This is a genomic window from Massilia consociata, from assembly GCF_042432755.1.
GTDB lineage: Bacteria > Pseudomonadota > Gammaproteobacteria > Burkholderiales > Burkholderiaceae_D > Telluria > Telluria consociata.
Window position 1 is genome coordinate 210,973 of the sequence record NZ_JBHLWP010000016.1, and the last position, 19,222, is coordinate 230,194.

Genomic DNA, 19,222 nt, shown 5'->3' on the forward strand with positions numbered 1-19,222 from the left:
TGGCAAGCGAAAAATGGCGTTGTGGTAGGCTCGCATTGTTGCGATAAATCAAACACAATAAGGGCCTGACAACGGTCTAATGTATTTCCTGAAGGTGCCCCCATGCGAATTCTGCTCGCCGAAGATGATAGCGTACTTGCCGATGGATTAACCCGGTCGCTGCGCCAGTCCGGTTATGCCATCGATTGCGTCAAGAACGGCCAGGATGCCGACACGGCCCTGTCCACCCAGGAGTTCGACCTCCTGATCCTCGACCTCGGCCTGCCCAAGCTGTCCGGGCTGGAGGTGCTGCGCCGCCTGCGCGCGCGCGCCTCGCTGCTGCCGGTGCTGATCCTCACCGCGGCCGATTCGGTCGAGCAGCGCGTCGAGGGCCTCGACCTCGGCGCCGACGACTACATGGCCAAGCCGTTCGCCCTGTCGGAGCTGGAGGCGCGGGTACGTGCCCTCACCCGCCGCGGCGCCGGCGGCGGCTCCACCGTCGTGCGCCACGGCCCGCTGGTATACGACCAGGTCGGCCGCAGCGCCTACATCAACGACCAGATGCTCGATCTTTCCGCACGCGAGCTGGGCCTGCTGGAGGTGCTGCTGGCCCGCACCGGCCGTCTCGTCTCCAAGGAACAGCTGGTCGACCACCTGTGCGAATGGGGCGAGGAAGTCTCGAACAACGCCATCGAGGTCTACGTGCACCGCCTGCGCAAGAAGATCGAGATCGGCGGCGTGCGCATCGCCACCGTGCGCGGCCTGGGCTACTGCCTCGAAAAATTTGCCGAGCCGGCGAACGGCGCACCGAAGCAGGCCGCCCCCGCCGGGAACAGGTGAACGGCCGCGCCGCCGGCGCCGCCGGGCCGGCCGAACCCGGGCCGGCCGCGGCGCCACGCAACGAACCCGCGCAGCGCGCGTCCCCGCAGCCCGACCCCGCGCAGTCCGAGCCTTACGTTCCGCCCAACCCCGAGCCGGACGAGAACATCCAGCACTCGCTGTTCGGCGAGATCCTCGATTGGATGCTGGCCCCGCTGCTGCTGCTGTGGCCGATGAGCATCGCGATCACCTACCTGGTGGCCAAGTCGATCGCCAACCAGCCCTTCGACGATGCGCTGGAAGACCGCGTCACGGTGCTGTCGCAACAGATCCGCACGGTGTCCGGCCAGCCGGTGGTGCAGCTGCCCGGCAGCGCGCGCGACATCCTGCGCGCCGACGACGTGGACAGCGTGTACTTCCAGATCAGCGGGCCGGACGGCGGGCACCTCGACGGCGACCGCGACCTGCCGCGCCCGCGCGACGCCGACGCCGCCGGCACCGACGAGCGCGCACGCAGCGGCGCCGTGGCCTTCCGCAACGACAGCATCCATGGCACCCCGGTGCGCGTCGCCTACTCCTATGTGAACCTTGATCCCGTGCCGGAGCGCGGCCCGGCCGCCGGCGGTGCGACCGCTACGGCCCCCGGCCTGGCCCTGGTCCAGGTCGCAGAGACCCTCGACAAGCGCGCCCACCTGGCCAACGAGATCATCAAGGGCGTGATCCTGCCCCAGTTCATCATCCTGCCGGTGATCCTGGCCCTGGTCTGGTTCGCCCTGTCGCGCGGCCTGAGTCCGCTGGCCGAGCTGCAGCAACGCATCCGCGCCCGTCCCCAGGACGACCTGTCGCCGATCGACCCGCGCCAGGTGCCGGAAGAGATCTCGCCGCTGGTCGGCTCGTTCAACGACATGCTCGAGCGGCTGGCGCAGACCGTCGAGATGCAGAAGCGCTTCATCGCCGACGCCGCGCACCAGATGAAGACGCCGCTGGCCGGCATGCGCATGCAGTCCGAGCTGGCCCTGCGCCAGGTCGATCCGGACGAGATCCACCGCTCGCTCGAACAGCTGGCCAAGAGCTCGGAATCGGCCACGCGCCTGGTCAACCAGCTGCTGGCGCTGGCGCGCGCCGAGAACCAGCCGCACGCCGGCCTGGCGTTCGAGGAGATCGACCTGGCGCAGCTGGCGCGCGCCACCGTGCAGGACTGGGTGCAGGCCTCGTTCACGCACCGCATCGACCTCGGATTCGAGCCGCAGGACGAACCGCTGGTCATTGCCGGCAACGCCCTGATGCTGCGCGAGCTGCTGTCGAACCTGATCGACAACGCGCTGCGCTACACGCCGCAGGGCGGCAGCGTCACGGTGCGCGTGCGGCGCGACGGCGAGCACGCGCTGCTGGAAGTCGAGGATACCGGCCCCGGCATCGCACCAAGCGAGCGCGTCCACGTGTTCGAGCGCTTCTACCGCATCCTGGGCACCAACGTCCAGGGCAGCGGCCTGGGGCTGGCGATCGTGCGCGAGATCGCGCAGCAGCACGGCGCCGAGATCGACATCTTCAACAACCCGCGCAGCCATGCGTCCAAGTACCCCGGCAGCCTGTTCCGGCTGACCTTCCCGCCACCCGTCCATGACCTCGCCGATGCAGAATGACCCGTCCCCTCTCCCGCACGAAGCGGCCCGCACCGACATGCGCCGCGCGCACTGGGAGCGCACCCGCCGCATGACCCTCGTCCTGGTGTCGCTCTGGCTCGTCGTCGGCTTCGGCACCGTGGCCTTCGCGCGCGAGCTCTCGCAGTTCACGCTGTTCGGCTGGCCCCTGTCGTTCTACATGGCGGCGCAGGGAGCGTCGCTGGTGTCGCTGGCGATCATCGGCTTCTACGCCTGGCGCATGCGCCGCCTCGACCGCGAGCATCCCGGCGCGGAGACGCGAGCGTGAGCGCCAAGCCACCCTACTTCCGCAAGCTATCGCGCTACTACCTCTGGTACACAGCCTGCTTCGCGCTGTTCCTGGTCTCGCTCTACCTGCTCGAGCAGGAAGGCATGCCGCGCCTGTGGATCGGCTACATCTTCATGGCCGCAACCATCGTGCTGTACGCCACCATCGGCGTGGTCGCGCGCACCTCGAACGTCACCGAATACTACGTGGCCGGGCGGCGCGTGCCGGCGCTGTTCAACGGCATGGCGACGGCGGCCGACTGGATCTCGGCGGCCAGCTTCATCAGCCTGGCCGGCGGGCTGTATCTGTATGGATTCGACGGTCTGGCCTACATCATGGGCTGGACCGGCGGCTTTGTGCTGGTGGCCCTTCTCATCGCCCCCTACCTGCGCAAGTTCGGGCAGTACACCATCCCCGACTTCCTGGCGGTGCGCTACGGCGGCGGCGCGGGCGGGCGCGGCGGCCCGGTGCGGGCACTGGCGGTGGGCGCCACCATCCTGGTCTCGTTCACCTACGTGGTGGCACAGATCTATGCGGTCGGGCTGATCGCCTCGCGCTTCACCGGCGTCGATTTCTCGGTCGGGATCTTCCTCGGCCTGGCCTCCATCCTGGTCTGCTCGTTCCTGGGCGGGATGCGCGGCATCACCTGGACCCAGGTGGCGCAGTACATCATCCTGTTGGTGGCCTTCCTGATCCCGACCATCTGGCTGTCGGCCAAGCACGCGGACAATCCGGTGCCGCAGGTGGCCTACGGCTCGCTGCTGCCCAAGCTGGCCGCGCGCGAAGCCCAGCTGGCGAACGACCCGCGCGAACAACAGGTGCGCGCCGAGTTCCGGCGCCGCGCCGACGAATACGATGCCCGCCTGGCCGCGCTGCCGGCATCGTGGGAAGCCGGCAAGCTCGAGGCCCAGCGCGAACTGGCCGCCGTCCGCGCCCGCAATGCCTCGCTGGGCGAAGTGCGCCAGGCCGAGCGCGCGCTCAACACCTATCCGGGTTCCGCGGACGAAGCACGCGCGCTGTGGCTTGAATTGCGCGACGCCAACCTGGCACGCGCGCGCATGCCCGCGCCGCACGCCACCCCCTTCCCCGGGGCGACCGAAGAAGACTCGGACAAGCGCCGCAACAACTTCCTGGCCGTGGTGTTCTGCCTGATGTTCGGCACCGCCGCCCTGCCCCACATCCTGATGCGCGCCTACACCACGCCTTCGGTGCACGAGACCCGCGTGTCGGTGTTCTGGACCCTGTTCTTCATCCTGCTGATCTACCTGACCATCCCCGCGCTGGCGGTGCTGGCGAAGTACGACATCTACACCTCGCTGGTGGGCAGCGACTTCAGCAACCTCCCCACCTGGATCTCGTACTGGGCCAACGTCGACAAGGTCAGTCCCCTCGTCAAGGTAGCCGACATCAACGGCGACGGCATCGTGCAGCTGGCCGAGCTGGCCATCGACGCCGACGTGCTGGTGTTGGCCACGCCCGAGATCGGCGGGCTGCCCTACGTGATTTCCGGGCTGGTGGCGGCGGGCGGCCTGGCGGCGGCGCTGTCCACGGCCGACGGCCTGCTGCTGGCGATCTCGAATGCGCTCTCGCACGACGTGTATTACAAGATGGTCGACCCGGGCGCCTCGACCCAGAAGCGGGTGACGATCTCCAAGCTCCTGCTGCTGGCGGTTGCCTTCATCGCGGCCTACGCCGCCTCGCAGCGGCCGGCCGACATCCTGTCGCTGGTCGGCGCCGCGTTCTCGCTGGCCGGCTCCACCCTCTTCCCGGTGCTGGTGCTGGGCGTGTTCTGGAAGCGCGCCAACCACGTGGGCGCGATCTCCGGGATGCTGGCCGGCTTTGCCGTCTGCCTGTGGTACATGCTGCGCGCCAGCCCGGCGCTGGGAGGCAGCGTCGAGGCCTCCTGGCTCGGCATCCAGCCGCTGGCGGCCGGGGTGTTCGGCATCCCCGCCGGCCTGCTGGCCACGGTCGTGGGCAGCCTGCTGAGCGCGCCGCCGAACAGCGCCAGCGCCGGCATGGTCGAGTACATCCGGGCGCCGGAGCAGGAACCTGCCGGCCGCCCTTAGCTGCTTCTCAGGGGCTTCTCAGCTACTTGTCCGGCCGTATCGGATGCCAACACGCGACAGTGCATATGCGTGCGGCATGGAGTTGAGCCGGACAGCCTGCAAAGGGTTTTACCAATGCGGCGGGGCTGTTATTGTTAGGGCGCCTTTTTCGGCACTTTTTTTCTAGAGCCAACATGACGTCATTTCTCCCCCGTGCGCTGGGCAGCGTCGCATTCGCCGCCGCCCTTGCATGCACGCTGCCCGGCGCGCAAGCGCAGGTTCCGGCACCCGCCACGGCTACCCTGCCGTCGATTGCCAGCTTCTTCTCCAGCTCCCCGATCAGCAACGCCAAGCTGTCGCCGGACGCACGTTACCTGGCCGCGCGCTCCGGAGCGCCCGGCAGGCGCGACGCGCTGGTGGTGGTCGACTTGCAGACCAACAGCGGCAAGGTCGTCGCCTCCTACAACGACGCGGACATCGGCGACTTCCAGTGGATCAGTAGCGAGCGCCTGCTCTTCAACACGCGCGAAAAGGGCGTTGGCGTGGGCAATACCCGCTACGCCCCCGGCCTGTATGCCGTGAACCGCGACGGCGAGCGGTTCGTGGAACTGGCCGATCGCACCGGCCATGGCGCTACCCATGGCACCCGTTCCACACGCAAGATACTGCCCTGGCACACGTTCATGCTCGACCAGGAAGGGGCGCAGGATTCGGAATACGTGTATGTCACCAGTGCGAATCTCGATACCGCGGGCGAGGTGCGCAGCGTCGACCTGCTGCGCCTGAATACCCTGACCGGCGCCACGCAACCCGTGCCGCGTCCTGCCGGCAACGTGCGCGGCTGGGAGCTCGACCACAAGGGCGAGCCGCGCCTGGCGATGACGCTGGAGCGCGATACCATCACGCTGCACTACCGCGAGCCATCGAACAATGCCTGGCGCGTGCTGGCCAGCTTCCCGGCCTTCGACGACGGCAGCAAGGCCCTCGAGCCGATCGGCTTCGCACCGGACGGCAATCTGTTCGTGAGGGCGCGCAGCGGCGGGCGCGATACGACCTCGGTCCACCTCCTCGACACCGCCACCGGCAAGATCAACCCTGAACCGGTGCTGGTCACCGCGGGCTACGATTTCGACGGCAGCCTGGTGAGCAACCGCGACAAGGTGCTGGGCGTACGGTTCCGCACGGATGCGGTATCGAACGAGTGGTTCGACCCGGGCATGCAACAGGTGCAGGCATCGCTGGACAAGCTGCTGCCGGCCACCATCAACGTGGTCTCGGTACCGGCACAGCCCGAATCGCCCTGGGTGCTCGTGTGGTCGTATTCGGACGCCATGCCGGGTACCTATTCGCTCTACAACACCCAGACGAAGCTGCTGAACAAGATCGCCGACGTGCGGCCGAAGATCAATCCGGCGCAGATGGGGCGCCAGCAATTCGTGCGCTACAAGGCGCGCGACGGCCTGGAAATCCCTGCGCTGCTGACGCTGCCCCCCGGCACCAAGCGCACCGGCCTGCCGATGGTGGTACTGGTGCATGGCGGCCCCTGGGTGCGCGGTGCGTCGTGGGGCTGGAACCCGTATTCGCAGTTCCTGGCCTCGCGCGGCTATGTCGTGCTCGAGCCGGAATTCCGTGGCAGCCTGGGTTTCGGCATCAAGCACTTCAAGGCCGGCTTCAAGCAGTGGGGCCTGGCGATGCAGAACGATATCGCCGACGGCGTGCGCTGGGCCGCCGGCAAGGGCATCGCCGACGCCAACCGTGTCTGCATCGCGGGCGCCAGCTACGGCGGCTACGCCACGCTGATGGGACTGGTGAACGACCCGGACCTGTACAAGTGCGGCGTCAACTGGGTGGGTGTCACCGACATCAACCTGTTGTACAACAATGGCTGGAACTTCAGCAGCGACATGTCGGACGAGTTCAGGGCGTACGGCATGCCGGAAAGGGTCGGCGATCGGGTCAAGGATGCTGCCCAGCTCAAAGCCACCTCGCCGATTCAGCAGGCAAGCCGCATCACGCAGCCGGTGCTGCTGGCCTACGGCGGCGTCGACCAGCGCGTGCCGATCAACCACGGCACGCAATTCCGCGACGCGGTCATGAAAACCAACAAGCACGTCGAGTGGGTCGAGTACCCGGAAGAAGGCCACAGCTGGTCGCTGGCAAAGACCCATGTCGACTTCTGGGGCCGGGTCGAGCGCTTCCTGGACAAGCACATCGGCGCCGGCGCGGCGCAGTAGCCACTCTGGCGTGCACGTCAAGCTGGGCCCCGGGCGGGGTCCAGGTCCTCCGCCTACTCCGACGAACAACAAAAACGGGCGCCGCGGCGCCCGTTTTACTTGCAACGCTGATCGCTTACTGCACGATGGTCTGCACCTGGCCTTCTTCGCGGGCGCGGATTTCACCGATGCGGTACACGGTCTCGCCGGCCGCCTGCAGCTGGGCCATGGCGGCGTCCGCGTTCTCTTTCGAGACGATCACGGTCATGCCGATGCCGCAGTTGAACACGCGGTGCATCTCGGCATCGGCCACGCCGCCGTGCTGCTGCAGCCACTGGAACAGCGGCGGCATGGTCCACGACTGCGCGTCCAGCACGGCGGTCAGGTTATCCTGCAGCACGCGCGGGATGTTCTCGACCAGGCCGCCGCCGGTGATGTGCACCAGGCCCTTCACTTCCATCGCAGCCATCAGCGCCAGCAGCGGCTTGACGTAGATGCGGGTCGGCGCCATCAGGACGTCGGCCAGCTTGCGGCCGTGGAAGTCGGCTTCCAGGTCCGGCTTGGCGACCGAAATGATCTTGCGCACCAGCGAGTAGCCGTTCGAATGGATGCCCGACGAGGCCAGGCCCAGCACCACGTCACCCGGGGTGATCTTGCTGCCGTCGATGATCTGCGATTTTTCCACTGCGCCGACAGCGAAGCCGGCCAGGTCGTATTCGCCGTCCGGGTACATGCCCGGCATCTCGGCGGTCTCGCCGCCCAGCAGCGCGCAGCCGGACTGTTCGCAGCCCTGGGCGATGCCCTTGACCACAGCGGTGGCGGTCGGCACGTCCAGCTTGCCGCATGCAAAATAGTCGAGGAAGAACAGCGGCTCGGCGCCCTGCACCAGGATGTCGTTCACGCTCATGGCGACCAGGTCGATGCCCACCGTGTCATGGCGGTTCAGCTCGAAGGCCAGCTTCAGCTTGGTGCCGACGCCGTCGGTACCCGACACCAGCACCGGTTCCTTGTACTTCTTGCTGATCTCGAACAGCCCGCCGAAACCGCCGATACCGCCGAGGACGCCTTCGCGCATGGTGCGCTTGGCAAATGGCTTGATCGCTTCGACCAGGGCGTCGCCTGCGTCGATGTCGACACCGGCGTCGCGGTAGGAGAGGGAAACATTAGATGGTTGGCTCATGGTATTTGGCAGCGGAGGCGGTAAAATAGAAGGCGACAGACCAATAAACCGGTCAATCCAGTATTTTAGCATTAGCAAAACGGCCCTTCCGCCAGCCGTTTTCTAATCAATCCGCGAATATAACAATAACGGCATGCCATTTTTCCTCGCTCCGGAGCAAAAACAGTCCACATTCTGGTTGGCGCTCTGGCTGGGGGTGGCACTGTTGTTGTACACCCTGGGGCCGATCCTGTCGCCCTTCACCGCCGCGACCAGCGGCGGCCTCGATGCTGGCGGTGCCGATGGTCGGTTGCCGCCACGTCCGTCCCCACTACCTGCGCAGCAGCTTCTATAATGCCTGACGCATATGACATCTCATTGTACCCATCCAGCATGAGTCCGACGCCATGAAACAGCTGGTGCTCGATTTAGGCGCCGAACCGGCGCACAGCCTCGACACCTTCCAGGTTGGCGAGAATGCCGAACTGGCGCACCTGATGCACCAGTTCGCGCAGCGTGCTTCGCGCGAGCATTTCGCCTACCTGTGGGGCGACACCGGCGCCGGCAAGACCCACCTGCTGCAGGCGCTGGCGGCCAGCCCGGCCTCGCGTTACATCCCCTCCGACGCCCCGGCGGACCAGTTCGTCCACAACGAGGAAGTGACCCTGTATCTGCTGGATGACTGCGACCGCCTGTCGCCGCAGCGCCAGATCGACGCCTTCGCCCTGTTCAACCAGGCCCGCGAGCATGGCGCCTACATGGTCAGCACCGGCCCGGTGCCGCCGGCGGTGCTGGGGGTGCGCGAGGATCTGCGCACGCGCATGGGATGGGGCCTGGTGTACCAGATCAAGGGCCTGTCGGACGACGAGAAGATCGCGGCGCTGACCCAGGCCGCCGAGGCGCGCGGTTTGACGCTGTCGGCCAGCGTGTTACCCTATTTGTTGTCTCACTTCAAGCGCGACATGCGGTCGCTGGCGACGATGCTGGACGCCCTCGACCAGTATTCGCTCGAGACCCAGCGCCCGGTCACCCTGCCGCTGCTGCGTGATTTGTTGCTGCAAGAAAACCAGCAGTCGGAAACCAAAGAATGAAAAACCTTGCGCTGTTCGACCTCGACCATACCCTGATCCCGATCGATTCGGATTACGAATGGGGCGAGTTCCTGGTCCGCACCAAGGCGGTGGACGAAACCGCCTTCCGCCGCCGTAACGACGAATTCTTCGCCCAGTACCAGGCGGGCGTGCTCGACCCGGTCGAGTACCTCGAGTTCGCCCTCGGCACCCTGGCGCGCTTCCCGCGCGCCCGGCTCGACGCCATGCGCGCGCAGTACATGGCCGAGGTGATCGCGCCGGCCATCAGGCCGCAGGCCTTGCGGCTGGTGCGCGAGCACCAGCAGGCCGGCGACCTGGTGGCGATCATCACCGCCACCAACCACTACATCACGGCGCCGATCGCGGCCGCCTTCGGCGTCGAGCACCACATCGGCGCCATGCCGGAATATGACGGCGCGGGCAACCTGACCGGCAGGCTGGCGGGCACCCCGACCTCCGGGCCGGGCAAGATCACGCACATGCACGCCTGGCTGGAGCGCCTCGGCACCCGCTTCGACGCGTTCGAGCGCTGCCACTTCTACAGCGACTCGCACAACGACCTGCCGCTGCTGTCGATCGTCAGTCACCCGGTCGCCACCAACCCGAGCGCCAAGCTCGCCGCCCACGCGCAATCGCAGGGTTGGCCAACCATTCACCTGTTCAATGATTAAGAAATTCATCCGCAAGATCCTGGGCGTCAAGGATGACGGCCGCGACCCGACCCAACCCGTCATCCTCGGGCCGGAAGAACACAAGATCGATCCGCGCAACGTCTCCCGCAATGCGATCACGGTCACCCAGACGCTGCAGGAAGCCGGCTTCAAGGCTTTTGTCGTCGGCGGCGCCGTGCGCGACCTGCTGCTGGGCGTCAAGCCGAAAGACTTCGACATCGCCACCGACGCCACGCCCGAGCAGGTAAAACGCCTGTTCCGCCGCGCCTTCATCATCGGCCGCCGCTTCCAGATCGTGCACGTCATGTTCGGGCAGGACCTGCTCGAAGTGACCACCTTCCGCGGCAACGGCAGCGACAACGCGCCGAAGGACGAGCATGGCCGCGTCCTGCGCGACAACAACTTCGGTCCCCAGCACGAGGACGCGGCGCGGCGCGACTTCACCATCAACGCGATGTACTACGATCCGGCCACGCAGACGGTGCTCGACTACCACGGCGGCATCGAGGACATCCGCGCCAAGACCTTGCGCATCATCGGCATGCCGGAAGCGCGCTACCGCGAAGACCCGGTGCGCATGCTGCGCGTGGTGCGCTTCGCGGCGAAACTCGGCTTCACCATCGAGCCGTCCACGCGCGCACCGATTCCCGTGATGGCGCCGCTGATCGACAACGTGCCGGCCGCCCGCGTGTTCGACGAAATGCTCAAACTCCTGCTGTCGGGCCACGCGCTGGCCTGCCTGAAGGAGCTGCGCTCGGCCGGCCTGCACCACGGCCTGCTGCCGCTGCTGGACGTCGTGCTGGAGCAGCCGATCGGCATGAAGTTCGTCACCCTGGCGCTGGATTCGACCGACGCACGCGTAAAAGCCGGCAAGGGCGTCTCGCCCGGCTTCCTGTTCGCCTCGCTCCTGTGGCACCAGGTGCTGGAAAAGTGGAATGCCTACCGCGCCGCCGGCGAAGCGCCGATCCCTGCCCTGCACCTGGCGGCCGACGACGTGCTCGACACCCAGACCGAGAATCTGGCCCTGCAGCGCCGCATCGCCACCGACATGCGCGACATCTGGGCCATGCAGCCGCGCTTCGAGCGCCGCACCGGCAAGGCCCCGTACAAGCTGCTCGAGCACCCGCGCTTCCGCGCCGGCTACGACTTCCTGCTGCTGCGCTGCGAATCGGGCGAGCTGCCGGGCGAGGTCGGCGAATGGTGGACCGCGTTCTACACGGCCGAAGGCGGCGAGCGCGAAGCCCTGCTGGCGGCGGCGAACACCCGCGGCAGCGAACCGGGACAGAAGCGCAAGCGTCCGCCGCGCCGCGGCCCGCGCCGCGGCAACGGCGGCGGTGGCGAAGGCACGCCCGCAGCGCAGACCCAGGGCGGCGGCGAAGAATGATCGCCTACGTCGGCATCGGCGCCAACCTGGGCGACGCGCAGGCCAACGTGCTCGACGCGCTGCGCCGCCTGGCGCTGCTGGAGGGCACGATGGTGGTGGAGACCTCCGGCCTGTACCGCACGGCGCCGGTCGACGCCAAAGGCCCCGACTACATCAATGCCGTCGCCTGCATCGACACGGCGCTCGATCCGCACCGGCTCCTGGCGGCGCTGCAGGACATCGAACTGGCGCACGGCCGCGAACGCCCCTACCGCAACGCCCCGCGCACGCTCGACCTCGACCTGCTGCTGTACGGCGACCAGGTCATTGCCACCGGGTCGCTCACCGTGCCGCACCCGCGCATGCACGAGCGCGGCTTCGTGCTGGCCCCGCTGGCCGAAGTCAACCCCGACCTCGTCATCCCCGGCCTCGGCCCGGTGCGCGACTATCTGCCGCTGGTCGCCAGCCAGGCCGTCGAGAAGATCGGCTGAGCATGGGCCTGCCCGTCTGGTTCCAGACCGCCGGCCTCTTGGTGCTGTCGAACATCTTCATGACCTTCGCGTGGTACGGCCACCTGAAGAACCTCAACCACCGCGCCTGGTACGTCGCGGCGTTCGTCAGCTGGGGCATTGCCCTGTTCGAGTACCTGCTGCAAGTACCGGCGAACCGGATCGGCCATACGCAATTCAGCCTCGCGCAACTGAAGATCATGCAGGAAGCGATCACCTTGACCGTGTTCGTGCCCTTCGCGATGTTCTACATGAACCAGCCGTTCAAGCTCGACTATGTGTGGGCGGCGCTGTGCCTGGTCGGCGCGGTGTACTTTATCTTCCGTAGCTAATCCGGCATCCAGCCTGCAGATTTGCGGCGGCCGCATTACACTACGCGTTTCCGAACGACCGTCTTAAAAGGATTTCCATGAGCGCTTACCTGCAGGGTCAGGATCCGGCCGCCAACGATGCCCCGAAACCCGTCCGCAAGGCCGTCACCGCACCCTCGCTGCTGGCCATGCGCGCGGCCGGCGACAAGATCGCCATGCTGACCGCCTACGACGCCAGCTTCGCCTCGCTGATGGACCGCTGCGGCGTGGACGTGCTCTTGATCGGCGATTCGCTGGGCATGGTCTGCGCCGGCTACGACTCGACCCTGCCGGTGACGGTGCTTGATGTCGCCTACCACACGGCGTCGGTCGCGCGCGGCAACAAGCTGGCGCTGGTGCTGGCCGACATGCCCTTCGGCAGCTACACCACGCCGGTCGAGGCCTACAACAACGCGGTCACGCTGATGCGCGCCGGCGCGCAGATGGTCAAGATCGAGGGCGGCGCCTGGCTGGCCGAGACCGTGCGCTTCCTGGTCGAGCGCGGCATCCCGGTGTGCGCCCACATCGGCTTGACCCCGCAGTTCGTGCACGCCTTCGGCGGCTTCAAGGTGCAGGGCAAGACCGATGCGGCGGCCGAGCAGCTGAAGGCCGACGGCCTGGCGCTGCAGGAAGCCGGTGCTTCGCTGGTGGTGCTGGAGGCGATTCCGGCGGCCCTCGGCAAGGAAGTCACCGAGCTGCTGACCATTCCGACCATCGGCATCGGCGCCGGCCCGGACTGCTCGGGCCAGGTGCTGGTGATGCACGACCTGCTGGGCGTCTTCCCGGGCCGCAAGGCGCGCTTCGTGAAGAACTTCATGGAAGGCCAGACCAGCATCGATGCGGCGGTCACCAGCTACGTGATTGCAGTAAAAGACGGCAGCTTCCCGGCGCCGGAACACTGCTTCTGAACTGACCACACCCGGAGCGCACATGAGCGAACAGGCAAATCCCCCAAGCACCCGTCTGTTCCTGGCCCTGTGGCCCGATCCGGCGGTGCGCCACCTGCTCAGGGAATGGCGCGACGCCTGGACCTGGCCGAAGGGCGCCTCGCCGGTCCACCCCGACAAGCTCCATGTGACGCTGCACTTCCTCGGCGGCCTGCCGAGCGAGCGGCTGCCCGAGCTGCTCGACGGTTTTACCGTTCCCTTCACACCCTTCCGGCTCGACCTGGGCCGCGCGGCCCTGTGGCATAACGGCATTGCGGTGCTGGAGCCGCAGGCGCAGCCGCCCGGACTGCTGGCGCTGCACCGGCGCCTGTCGGATGCCCTGGTCGCGCTCGGCCTGCAGCCGGAGGCGCGCGCCTACCGCCCGCATGTGACGATGGCGCGCCGCGCCAGCGGGGCCACCGTCCCCCTCGAGGGACCGCCGGTGCTGTGGGATGTGCGCGGCTATGCGCTGGTGGAGTCGAAAAACGGCGTGTACACGGTTCTACGCAATTACACCTGACCGTAGGGTGGTCGGCTCCGCCGACCGCGCGTTCAACCCTGCAGAAGCGGCTGCGCTTACGCCCGGCGCTTGATCACCCCCGCGCTCAGCGCAATCACGATCCCCGACAGCGACAGCGCACCCAGCGCCACCATGATGCTCGCGTGCGACGCGATATACCCCAGCACCGGCGGCGCCAGCAGCAGGCCGCCGTAGCCGAGGGTGGCCACCGCCGCCACGCCGGCGCCGGCGCTCATGCCGGGAATGCGCGAGGCCGCGCCGAACAGCAGCGGCACCACGTTGGCCGCGCCGATGCCGATCAAGGCAAAACCGCAGGCCGACAGCACGAAATGCGTGCTCAGCACCGCCGTGGCCAGGCCCGCGAACATCGCCAGCCCGCCCAACACCATGATGCGCATGGCGCCGAAGCGCAGGATCATGCGGTCCCCGGCGAAGCGGCAGGCCGCCATGGCGATCGAAAAGGCCGAATAGGCGAGCGCGGCGGTGGCCGGCGCGGCCCCCGTGCGTTCCTGCATCAGGAGCGCGCTCCAATCCACCAATGCCCCCTCTACCGCAAAGCACAGCAGCGCCAGCAGCCCCAGGCTCAGCGCGGCGCCGCGCGGCAGCGCGAAGTGGCTGCCCGGTGCATGGGTCGACGCGAAGGCCATCAGGCGCGGGCTTGCCACCGCCAGCGCAATGGCGGTGACGATGGCCATGACGAAAGCCCCCTGGCCCTGGCCCCAGCCCTGCCCGATGACGGCGCCGCCCAGCCCTGCGCCCAGCAGGCCGCCGAGGCTGAAGAAACCGTGGAAGGAAGACATGGTCGGGATGCCGCGCGCGGTCTCGACCTCGCTCGCGTTGGCGTTCATGGCCACGTCCAGCGCTCCATTGCTGATGCCGAACACGAAGGCGGCCGCGAACAGCAGGCGCAGGTCGCCCACGCCCATGACCACGGCCAGCATCGCGGCGAAGGCGAATCCGGACACGATGGTCATGCGGCGCGTGCCCCAGCGTGCGGTGAAGCCGCCCATCAGGGGCATGGCCAGCAGGGCGCCGGCCGCGATGGTGAGCAGGACCATGGAGAGCATCGCGGTGTCGATGCCCATGCGCGCCTGCACCACCGGCACGTGCGCCGCCCACAAGCCGATGCCGGCGCCGTTGAGCAGGAAGACGGTCGAGATCGACCAGCGTGCATCCGAAAGCGAAGCGGCGGTCCGGGTCGCGGGACGGCAGGTCATGGGCGTGCCTTTCCGGCGAATCGGATGTCGAGTCCCGCATGCGACTGGCGCAGGCGGGCGATGGTGTCGTTCGGGGCGTCGGCTTCGAGCACGAGGTGGTCGAGCTCCGCCAGGGGGCCGAACAGGAAGGCCGCGCTGTCGGACAGGCGCTCGTTGAGCACCGCCGCCGCGCGGCGTGCGCTGCCGGCCAGCATGGCGGCCTTGAGCGCCGCCTCTTCGGCGTCGCGCGCTGCCAGGCCGCGCTGCGGATCGAGCGCGCAGATGCCGACGATGCACAGGTCGGCGCGCAGCTGCCGCAGCTCGGCGAGCGTCCGGGCGCCCATCACCGCGCCTTGCGCGGCGTGGTAGGTACCGCCGAGCAGCACGACCCGCGTGCGGCGCAAGTCGCCCAGCGCCAGCGCCAGCTGCGGGCTGTTGGTGACCACCGTGGCCGCCTGCCCGTCTTCCAGCAGGCGCGCCAGCGCCAGGTTCGTGGATCCGGCATCGATCAACACCGTATCGCCTGGGTGGATGCAATCGCGCAGTACCTGCGCCAGCGCGCTCTTGCGCGCCAGGTCGGTTTCGGCGCGCTCGCCAAAGCTGGGCAGGCTGGTGCGCCGCACCGCGCCGCCGTGGACACGGCGCAGCAGTCCGGCGGCGTCGAGGTCGCGCAGGTCGCGCCGGATGGTGTCGTCGGACGTCGCGAGGCGCTGCGCCAGCTCGGCGGCCAGTACCCGCCCCTCGCGCTCGACCACCTCGACGATCGCCTGGCGCCGTTCTTCTGCAAGCTGCATGCGTTCTCCCTGATGAATCGGTTTCAGTCTACGCAAACCGGCAAAAACACGCAAGTTTACGCAAAAACACGAATAAAAACGCATTCATCTTGCTATGGTGCATACAACAATGACCATATGCACGTAGGCGTCGTACTGATTAGTTGCTAAACTTTCATTTACTAAGTGAGAGCAACTTCATGGACAAGTCCGCCGCCATCCTCATCGTCGACGATTACCTCCTGATCCGCACCCACGTGCGCCAGGTGCTGGCCGAACTCGGCTTCCTGAACGTGTTCCAGGCAGATAACGGCAAGACCGCCCAGGACCTGATGCGCAGGCAGCAGATCGACGTCGTCGTGGGGGACTGGGGCATGCCGGTGATGAGCGGCATCGACCTGCTCAAGTGGATGCGCAGCGACCACCGCTACGCGGGCACGCCGTTCATGATGCTGACCGCCGAGGCCAACCCGGCTTCGGTGCGCACCGCGCTGCAGGCCGGCGTGAACGCCTACATGATCAAGCCGTTCACGGTGCACAGCTTCGCCTGCAAGTTCATGAGCATGCTCGGGGTCCGGCCCGACACCGCCGCCGGCCGGCCGCTCGCGCGCGCGGCCGCGCCGGCGCCCACGCTTGCGCCTGCGGCGCTGCCGGAATCGAACGTCATCGGCCTCACGCCACCGATCGGCGAACGGGTGAAGAAATCCACGGTGCTCATCGTGGACGACATCCCGACCAATATCGATGTACTGGCGGGGGTGCTGAAGGACGATTACGCGATCAAGGTCGCGATCAGCGGCAGGAAGGCGCTGGAGATCGCGGATGCCTTCCATGTCGACCTCATCCTGCTCGACATCATGATGCCGGCCATGGACGGCTTCGAGACCTGCCGCCAGCTCAAGGCCAACCCGAAGACCGCCCACATCCCGATCATCTTCCTGTCGGCGCGCGACGGCACCGAAGACGTGGTGGCCGGCCTGCGGCTGGGCGCGGTGGACTACGTGTCCAAGCCGGCCGACCCGACCATCCTCAAGGCGCGCCTGTCGGCGCACCTGCTGCTGGCCACCGCGATGCAGGACATCAAGCACCAGAACGAACTGCTGATCGACAATGCGCGCCTGCGCGAGGACGTCGAGCGCATCACCCGCCACGACCTGAAAAGCCCGATCACGGTGGCGCTGCACGGCAGCCAGGCGCTGCTCGCCAGCCCGCTCACCCAGGCCCAGCGCGAGCACGCGCACATGATCGAGACCGCGGCCGGTAACGCGCTCGAGATGGTCAACCGCACCCTCGACGTCTACAAGATGGAGCAGGGCACCTACCAGCCGGCGCTGCAGGCCCTCGACCTGGACGAGATGCTGGCCCGGATCTGCCGGCAGGCCGAATTCGCTTTCGACCGCAATGACGTCGCGGTGAAGTTCGACCGGCCGGAGGACGTGATGTGCCTGGGCGAGCCGCTGCTGTGCTACTCGATGTTCGGCAACGTGCTGAAGAACGCGGTCGAGGCCTCGCCACCCGGCAGCCACGTGAGCGTGGGCATCGCGCCGGGCGACGGCAAGCTGCACGTCACGATCGACAACGCCGGCGACGTGCCGCTGCAGGCGCGCGCGCACTTCTTCCAGAAGTACGCGCCGTCGAGCAAGCTCGGCGGCCACGGACTCGGCACCTATTCGATCCGCCTGATGGCCGAGGTGCAGGGCGGCAGCGCAGACATGGACACGGGCCACGGCCGCACGCGGTTGACGATCACCCTGCCCTGCGCGTAACCCGTGCAGCGGCGCCACCCATCCTCATTCCGGAATCGAGGCCCAGCTCGACCCGGCGCGTTTTGTCCGCCTCCGCCGCTCGGCGCTGGTCAACCTGATTTCGTGGAGTCGATGCGCGCCGACGAGCAGTCGCAGCTGCAGATCCACATGCGCGACGGGACGGTGCTGGGGGCGAACCGGGATGCGTCGCGCATCCTGCGCGAGATGGCGTTCTGACCGGGGGTTGATGCATGTCCTCGATGCGCTTTTGGGTCTTCGTCTGCGTCTCGCTGATCGTCTTCGTCGGCATCCTGCGCCATGTGTGCGTGCTCGCGCGACCGCGCCCTCATCCGGCATCATTGCCGCCCTCGCGTTCGTTGTCGTCGTGATCCGAAGCGCCGTCCTGAATGACGGCGTCCCGCAGGATATGCGCATCAAATCCGGATCCAGGTCGTCTTCAGTTCCGTGTACTTGTCGAACGCATGCAGCGACTTGTCGCGCCCATTGCCCGACTGTTTATAACCGCCGAAGGGCACCGTGATGTCGTCGTTGTCGTACTGGTTGACATGCACCGTACCGGCGCGCAGGGCGCGGGCGGTGCGGATTGCCTTGCTCATGTCCGCCGTCCACACGGCCGCGGCCAACCCGTAAGGGGTGGCGTTCGCCTGGCGTACCGCTTCGTCCAGGTCGGTAAAGGACAGCACCGACAGCACCGGCCCGAAGATTTCCTCGCGCGCGATGCGCATCCCGGGATCGACGCCGTCGAACAGCGTCGGCTCGACGTACAGGCCGCCGCTGTCGCGGCGCGCCGCGTTGCCGCCGGCGAGCAGGCGCGCACCCTCGCGCTTGCCGTCTTCGATATAGCCGAGCACCGTCTTCATCTGGACCGGGTCGACGATGGCGCCCATGATCGTTTCTTCGTCGAGCGGGTCGCCGGGCGCATAACGTGCTACCTGTGCCATCGCTTTTTCCAGAAACGCATCCTTGATCGAAGCTTCGACGAACAGGCGCGAGGGCGCGTTGCAGCTTTCGCCCTGGTTGAAATAGATCGAACCGATCGCACTGTCCACCGCCGCGTCCAGGTCCGGGCAGTCGGCGCAGACGATGTTGGCCGATTTGCCGCCCAGTTCCGTCCAGGCGCGCTTCAGGTTCGACTGGCCGGCCATCTGCAGGATCTGCTTGCCGACCCGGGTCGAGCCGGTGAAGGCGATGCAATCGACATCCATGTGCAGGCCCAGCGCGCTGCCGGCCTCGTTGCCGTAACCGGGCAGCACGTTGAACACGCCGGGCGGCACGCCCGCCTCCAGTGCCAGCTCGGCCAGGCGCAGCGAGCTCAAGGGCGCCTTCTCGGACGGCTTGAGGATGAGGCTGTTGCCGCTTGCTAAGGCCGGGCCGATCTTCCAGGCCGCCATCAGCATCGGGTAGTTCCACGGGATGACGGCCGCGACCACGCCGACCGGCTCGCGCGTAACCAGGGCCAGGCTGTCCTCGCCGGTCGGCGCCACCTGGTCGTAGATCTTGTCGATCGCCTCGCCGTACCAGCGGATGCAATTTTGCGCCAGCTGCACGTCCACGCTCTGGCTGTAGCGGATCGGCTTGCCCATGTCGAGCGTTTCCAGCAGCGCCAGCTCGTCGCGGTGCGCCAGCATCAGGTCGGCGAAGCGGATCAGGATGCGCTTGCGCTCGGCCGGCGCCATCCCGGCCCAGCGCCGGTCCTCGAAGGCGGCGCGGGCGGCAACGACGGCCGCGTCGGCGTCGGCCGCGTCGCAGCGCGCGACCTCGGCCAGCTTGCGGCCGTCGACCGGGGAAATGCAGTCGAACCGGGCGCCGGACCGCGCCTCGACGCGCAATCCGCCAATGAAAGCACGGCCGTCGATGGCGAGTCTCGACGCCCGTTCGTGCCAAGATGTGGTGGTGCCGGTAGCGGACATGTC

Annotated in this window: 18 protein-coding genes; 14 read left to right on the forward strand and 4 right to left on the reverse strand. The window is 67.5% G+C overall.

Going from position 1 to position 19,222, the window contains the following annotated elements; translation table 11 throughout:
* The first annotated feature begins 102 nt into the window (after positions 1–102).
* The 5 genes from ACFFJK_RS18110 (at position 103) to ACFFJK_RS18130 (ending at position 7,006) form a co-directional block, all read left to right on the forward strand.
* A complete protein-coding gene (locus ACFFJK_RS18110; RefSeq protein WP_379680978.1) occupies positions 103–819 on the forward strand; it encodes a response regulator in 717 nt (238 codons plus the stop codon).
* Positions 816–2,441: a sensor histidine kinase gene (locus ACFFJK_RS18115; RefSeq protein ID WP_379680979.1), complete on the forward strand. Its 1,626-nt coding sequence runs from the start codon at positions 816–818 to the stop codon at positions 2,439–2,441. Before ACFFJK_RS18110 ends, ACFFJK_RS18115 begins: the two co-directional genes overlap by 4 nt.
* Positions 2,419–2,727, forward strand: coding sequence for a DUF4212 domain-containing protein (locus ACFFJK_RS18120; RefSeq protein WP_379680980.1), 309 nt, complete (start codon positions 2,419–2,421; stop codon positions 2,725–2,727). The genes ACFFJK_RS18115 and ACFFJK_RS18120 overlap by 23 nt, the downstream gene beginning before the upstream one ends.
* A complete protein-coding gene (locus ACFFJK_RS18125; RefSeq protein ID WP_379680981.1) occupies positions 2,724–4,793 on the forward strand; it encodes a sodium:solute symporter family protein in 2,070 nt (689 codons plus the stop codon). Before ACFFJK_RS18120 ends, ACFFJK_RS18125 begins: the two co-directional genes overlap by 4 nt.
* 173 nt (positions 4,794–4,966) lie before the next feature.
* Entirely contained in the window at positions 4,967–7,006 is a 2,040-nt protein-coding gene (locus tag ACFFJK_RS18130) for an alpha/beta hydrolase family protein (protein ID WP_379680982.1), read from the forward strand.
* A gap of 115 nt (positions 7,007–7,121) precedes the next feature.
* Here ACFFJK_RS18130 and purM read toward each other — a convergent pair whose 3' ends face one another.
* Positions 7,122–8,165 carry a phosphoribosylformylglycinamidine cyclo-ligase gene (gene purM, locus ACFFJK_RS18135; protein ID WP_379680983.1) on the reverse strand — a complete coding sequence of 348 codons (1,044 nt, stop codon included), beginning with the start codon at positions 8,163–8,165 and terminating at the stop codon, positions 7,122–7,124.
* 133 nt (positions 8,166–8,298) lie between these two features.
* On the opposite strand from purM, the gene ACFFJK_RS18140 reads away from it, so the two are divergent.
* The 8 genes from ACFFJK_RS18140 to thpR all read left to right on the forward strand — a co-directional run bounded on the left by ACFFJK_RS18140 (position 8,299) and on the right by thpR (position 13,574).
* A complete protein-coding gene (locus ACFFJK_RS18140) occupies positions 8,299–8,499 on the forward strand; it encodes a hypothetical protein (protein WP_379680984.1) in 201 nt (66 codons plus the stop codon).
* Positions 8,500–8,551: 52 nt separating this feature from the next.
* Positions 8,552–9,235 carry a DnaA regulatory inactivator Hda gene (gene hda / locus ACFFJK_RS18145; protein ID WP_379680985.1) on the forward strand — a complete coding sequence of 228 codons (684 nt, stop codon included), beginning with the start codon at positions 8,552–8,554 and terminating at the stop codon, positions 9,233–9,235.
* Entirely contained in the window at positions 9,232–9,906 is a 675-nt protein-coding gene (locus tag ACFFJK_RS18150; protein WP_379680986.1) for an HAD family hydrolase, read from the forward strand. Before hda ends, ACFFJK_RS18150 begins: the two co-directional genes overlap by 4 nt.
* Positions 9,899–11,290: a polynucleotide adenylyltransferase PcnB gene (pcnB, locus tag ACFFJK_RS18155; protein WP_379680987.1), complete on the forward strand. Its 1,392-nt coding sequence runs from the start codon at positions 9,899–9,901 to the stop codon at positions 11,288–11,290. Before ACFFJK_RS18150 ends, pcnB begins: the two co-directional genes overlap by 8 nt.
* On the forward strand, positions 11,287–11,760 hold the full coding sequence (gene folK, locus ACFFJK_RS18160; RefSeq protein WP_379680989.1) for a 2-amino-4-hydroxy-6-hydroxymethyldihydropteridine diphosphokinase: 474 nt from the start codon (positions 11,287–11,289) through the stop codon (positions 11,758–11,760). Before pcnB ends, folK begins: the two co-directional genes overlap by 4 nt.
* A 2-nt stretch (positions 11,761–11,762) precedes the next feature.
* Complete coding sequence (locus ACFFJK_RS18165) at positions 11,763–12,110, forward strand: DMT family protein (RefSeq protein WP_379680990.1); 348 nt, start codon at positions 11,763–11,765, stop codon at positions 12,108–12,110.
* Between the two features lie 77 nt (positions 12,111–12,187).
* Positions 12,188–13,036, forward strand: a complete 849-nt coding sequence (gene panB / locus ACFFJK_RS18170) for a 3-methyl-2-oxobutanoate hydroxymethyltransferase (protein ID WP_379680991.1) — start codon at positions 12,188–12,190, stop codon at positions 13,034–13,036.
* 22 nt (positions 13,037–13,058) lie between these two features.
* The gene (thpR, locus tag ACFFJK_RS18175; protein WP_379680993.1) at positions 13,059–13,574 is read left to right on the forward strand and encodes an RNA 2',3'-cyclic phosphodiesterase; all 516 of its coding nucleotides are present in this window, start codon (positions 13,059–13,061) and stop codon (positions 13,572–13,574) included.
* Positions 13,575–13,630: 56 nt separating this feature from the next.
* Here the strand turns inward: thpR and ACFFJK_RS18180 are convergent, their stop codons facing one another.
* Both ACFFJK_RS18180 and ACFFJK_RS18185 read right to left on the reverse strand, forming a co-directional pair.
* Positions 13,631–14,791, reverse strand: a complete 1,161-nt coding sequence (locus tag ACFFJK_RS18180; protein WP_379680995.1) for an MFS transporter — start codon at positions 14,789–14,791, stop codon at positions 13,631–13,633.
* Complete coding sequence (locus ACFFJK_RS18185) at positions 14,788–15,564, reverse strand: DeoR/GlpR family DNA-binding transcription regulator (RefSeq protein ID WP_379680996.1); 777 nt, start codon at positions 15,562–15,564, stop codon at positions 14,788–14,790. The genes ACFFJK_RS18180 and ACFFJK_RS18185 overlap by 4 nt, the downstream gene beginning before the upstream one ends.
* 179 nt (positions 15,565–15,743) lie before the next feature.
* Here ACFFJK_RS18185 and ACFFJK_RS18190 point away from each other — a divergent pair, with 179 nt between their 5' ends.
* Positions 15,744–17,309, forward strand: coding sequence for a response regulator (locus ACFFJK_RS18190; protein ID WP_379680997.1), 1,566 nt, complete (start codon positions 15,744–15,746; stop codon positions 17,307–17,309).
* Positions 17,310–17,722: 413 nt separating this feature from the next.
* Here ACFFJK_RS18190 and ACFFJK_RS18195 read toward each other — a convergent pair whose 3' ends face one another.
* Positions 17,723–19,219, reverse strand: a complete 1,497-nt coding sequence (locus ACFFJK_RS18195; RefSeq protein WP_379680999.1) for an aldehyde dehydrogenase — start codon at positions 19,217–19,219, stop codon at positions 17,723–17,725.
* Positions 19,220–19,222 lie beyond the last annotated feature (3 nt).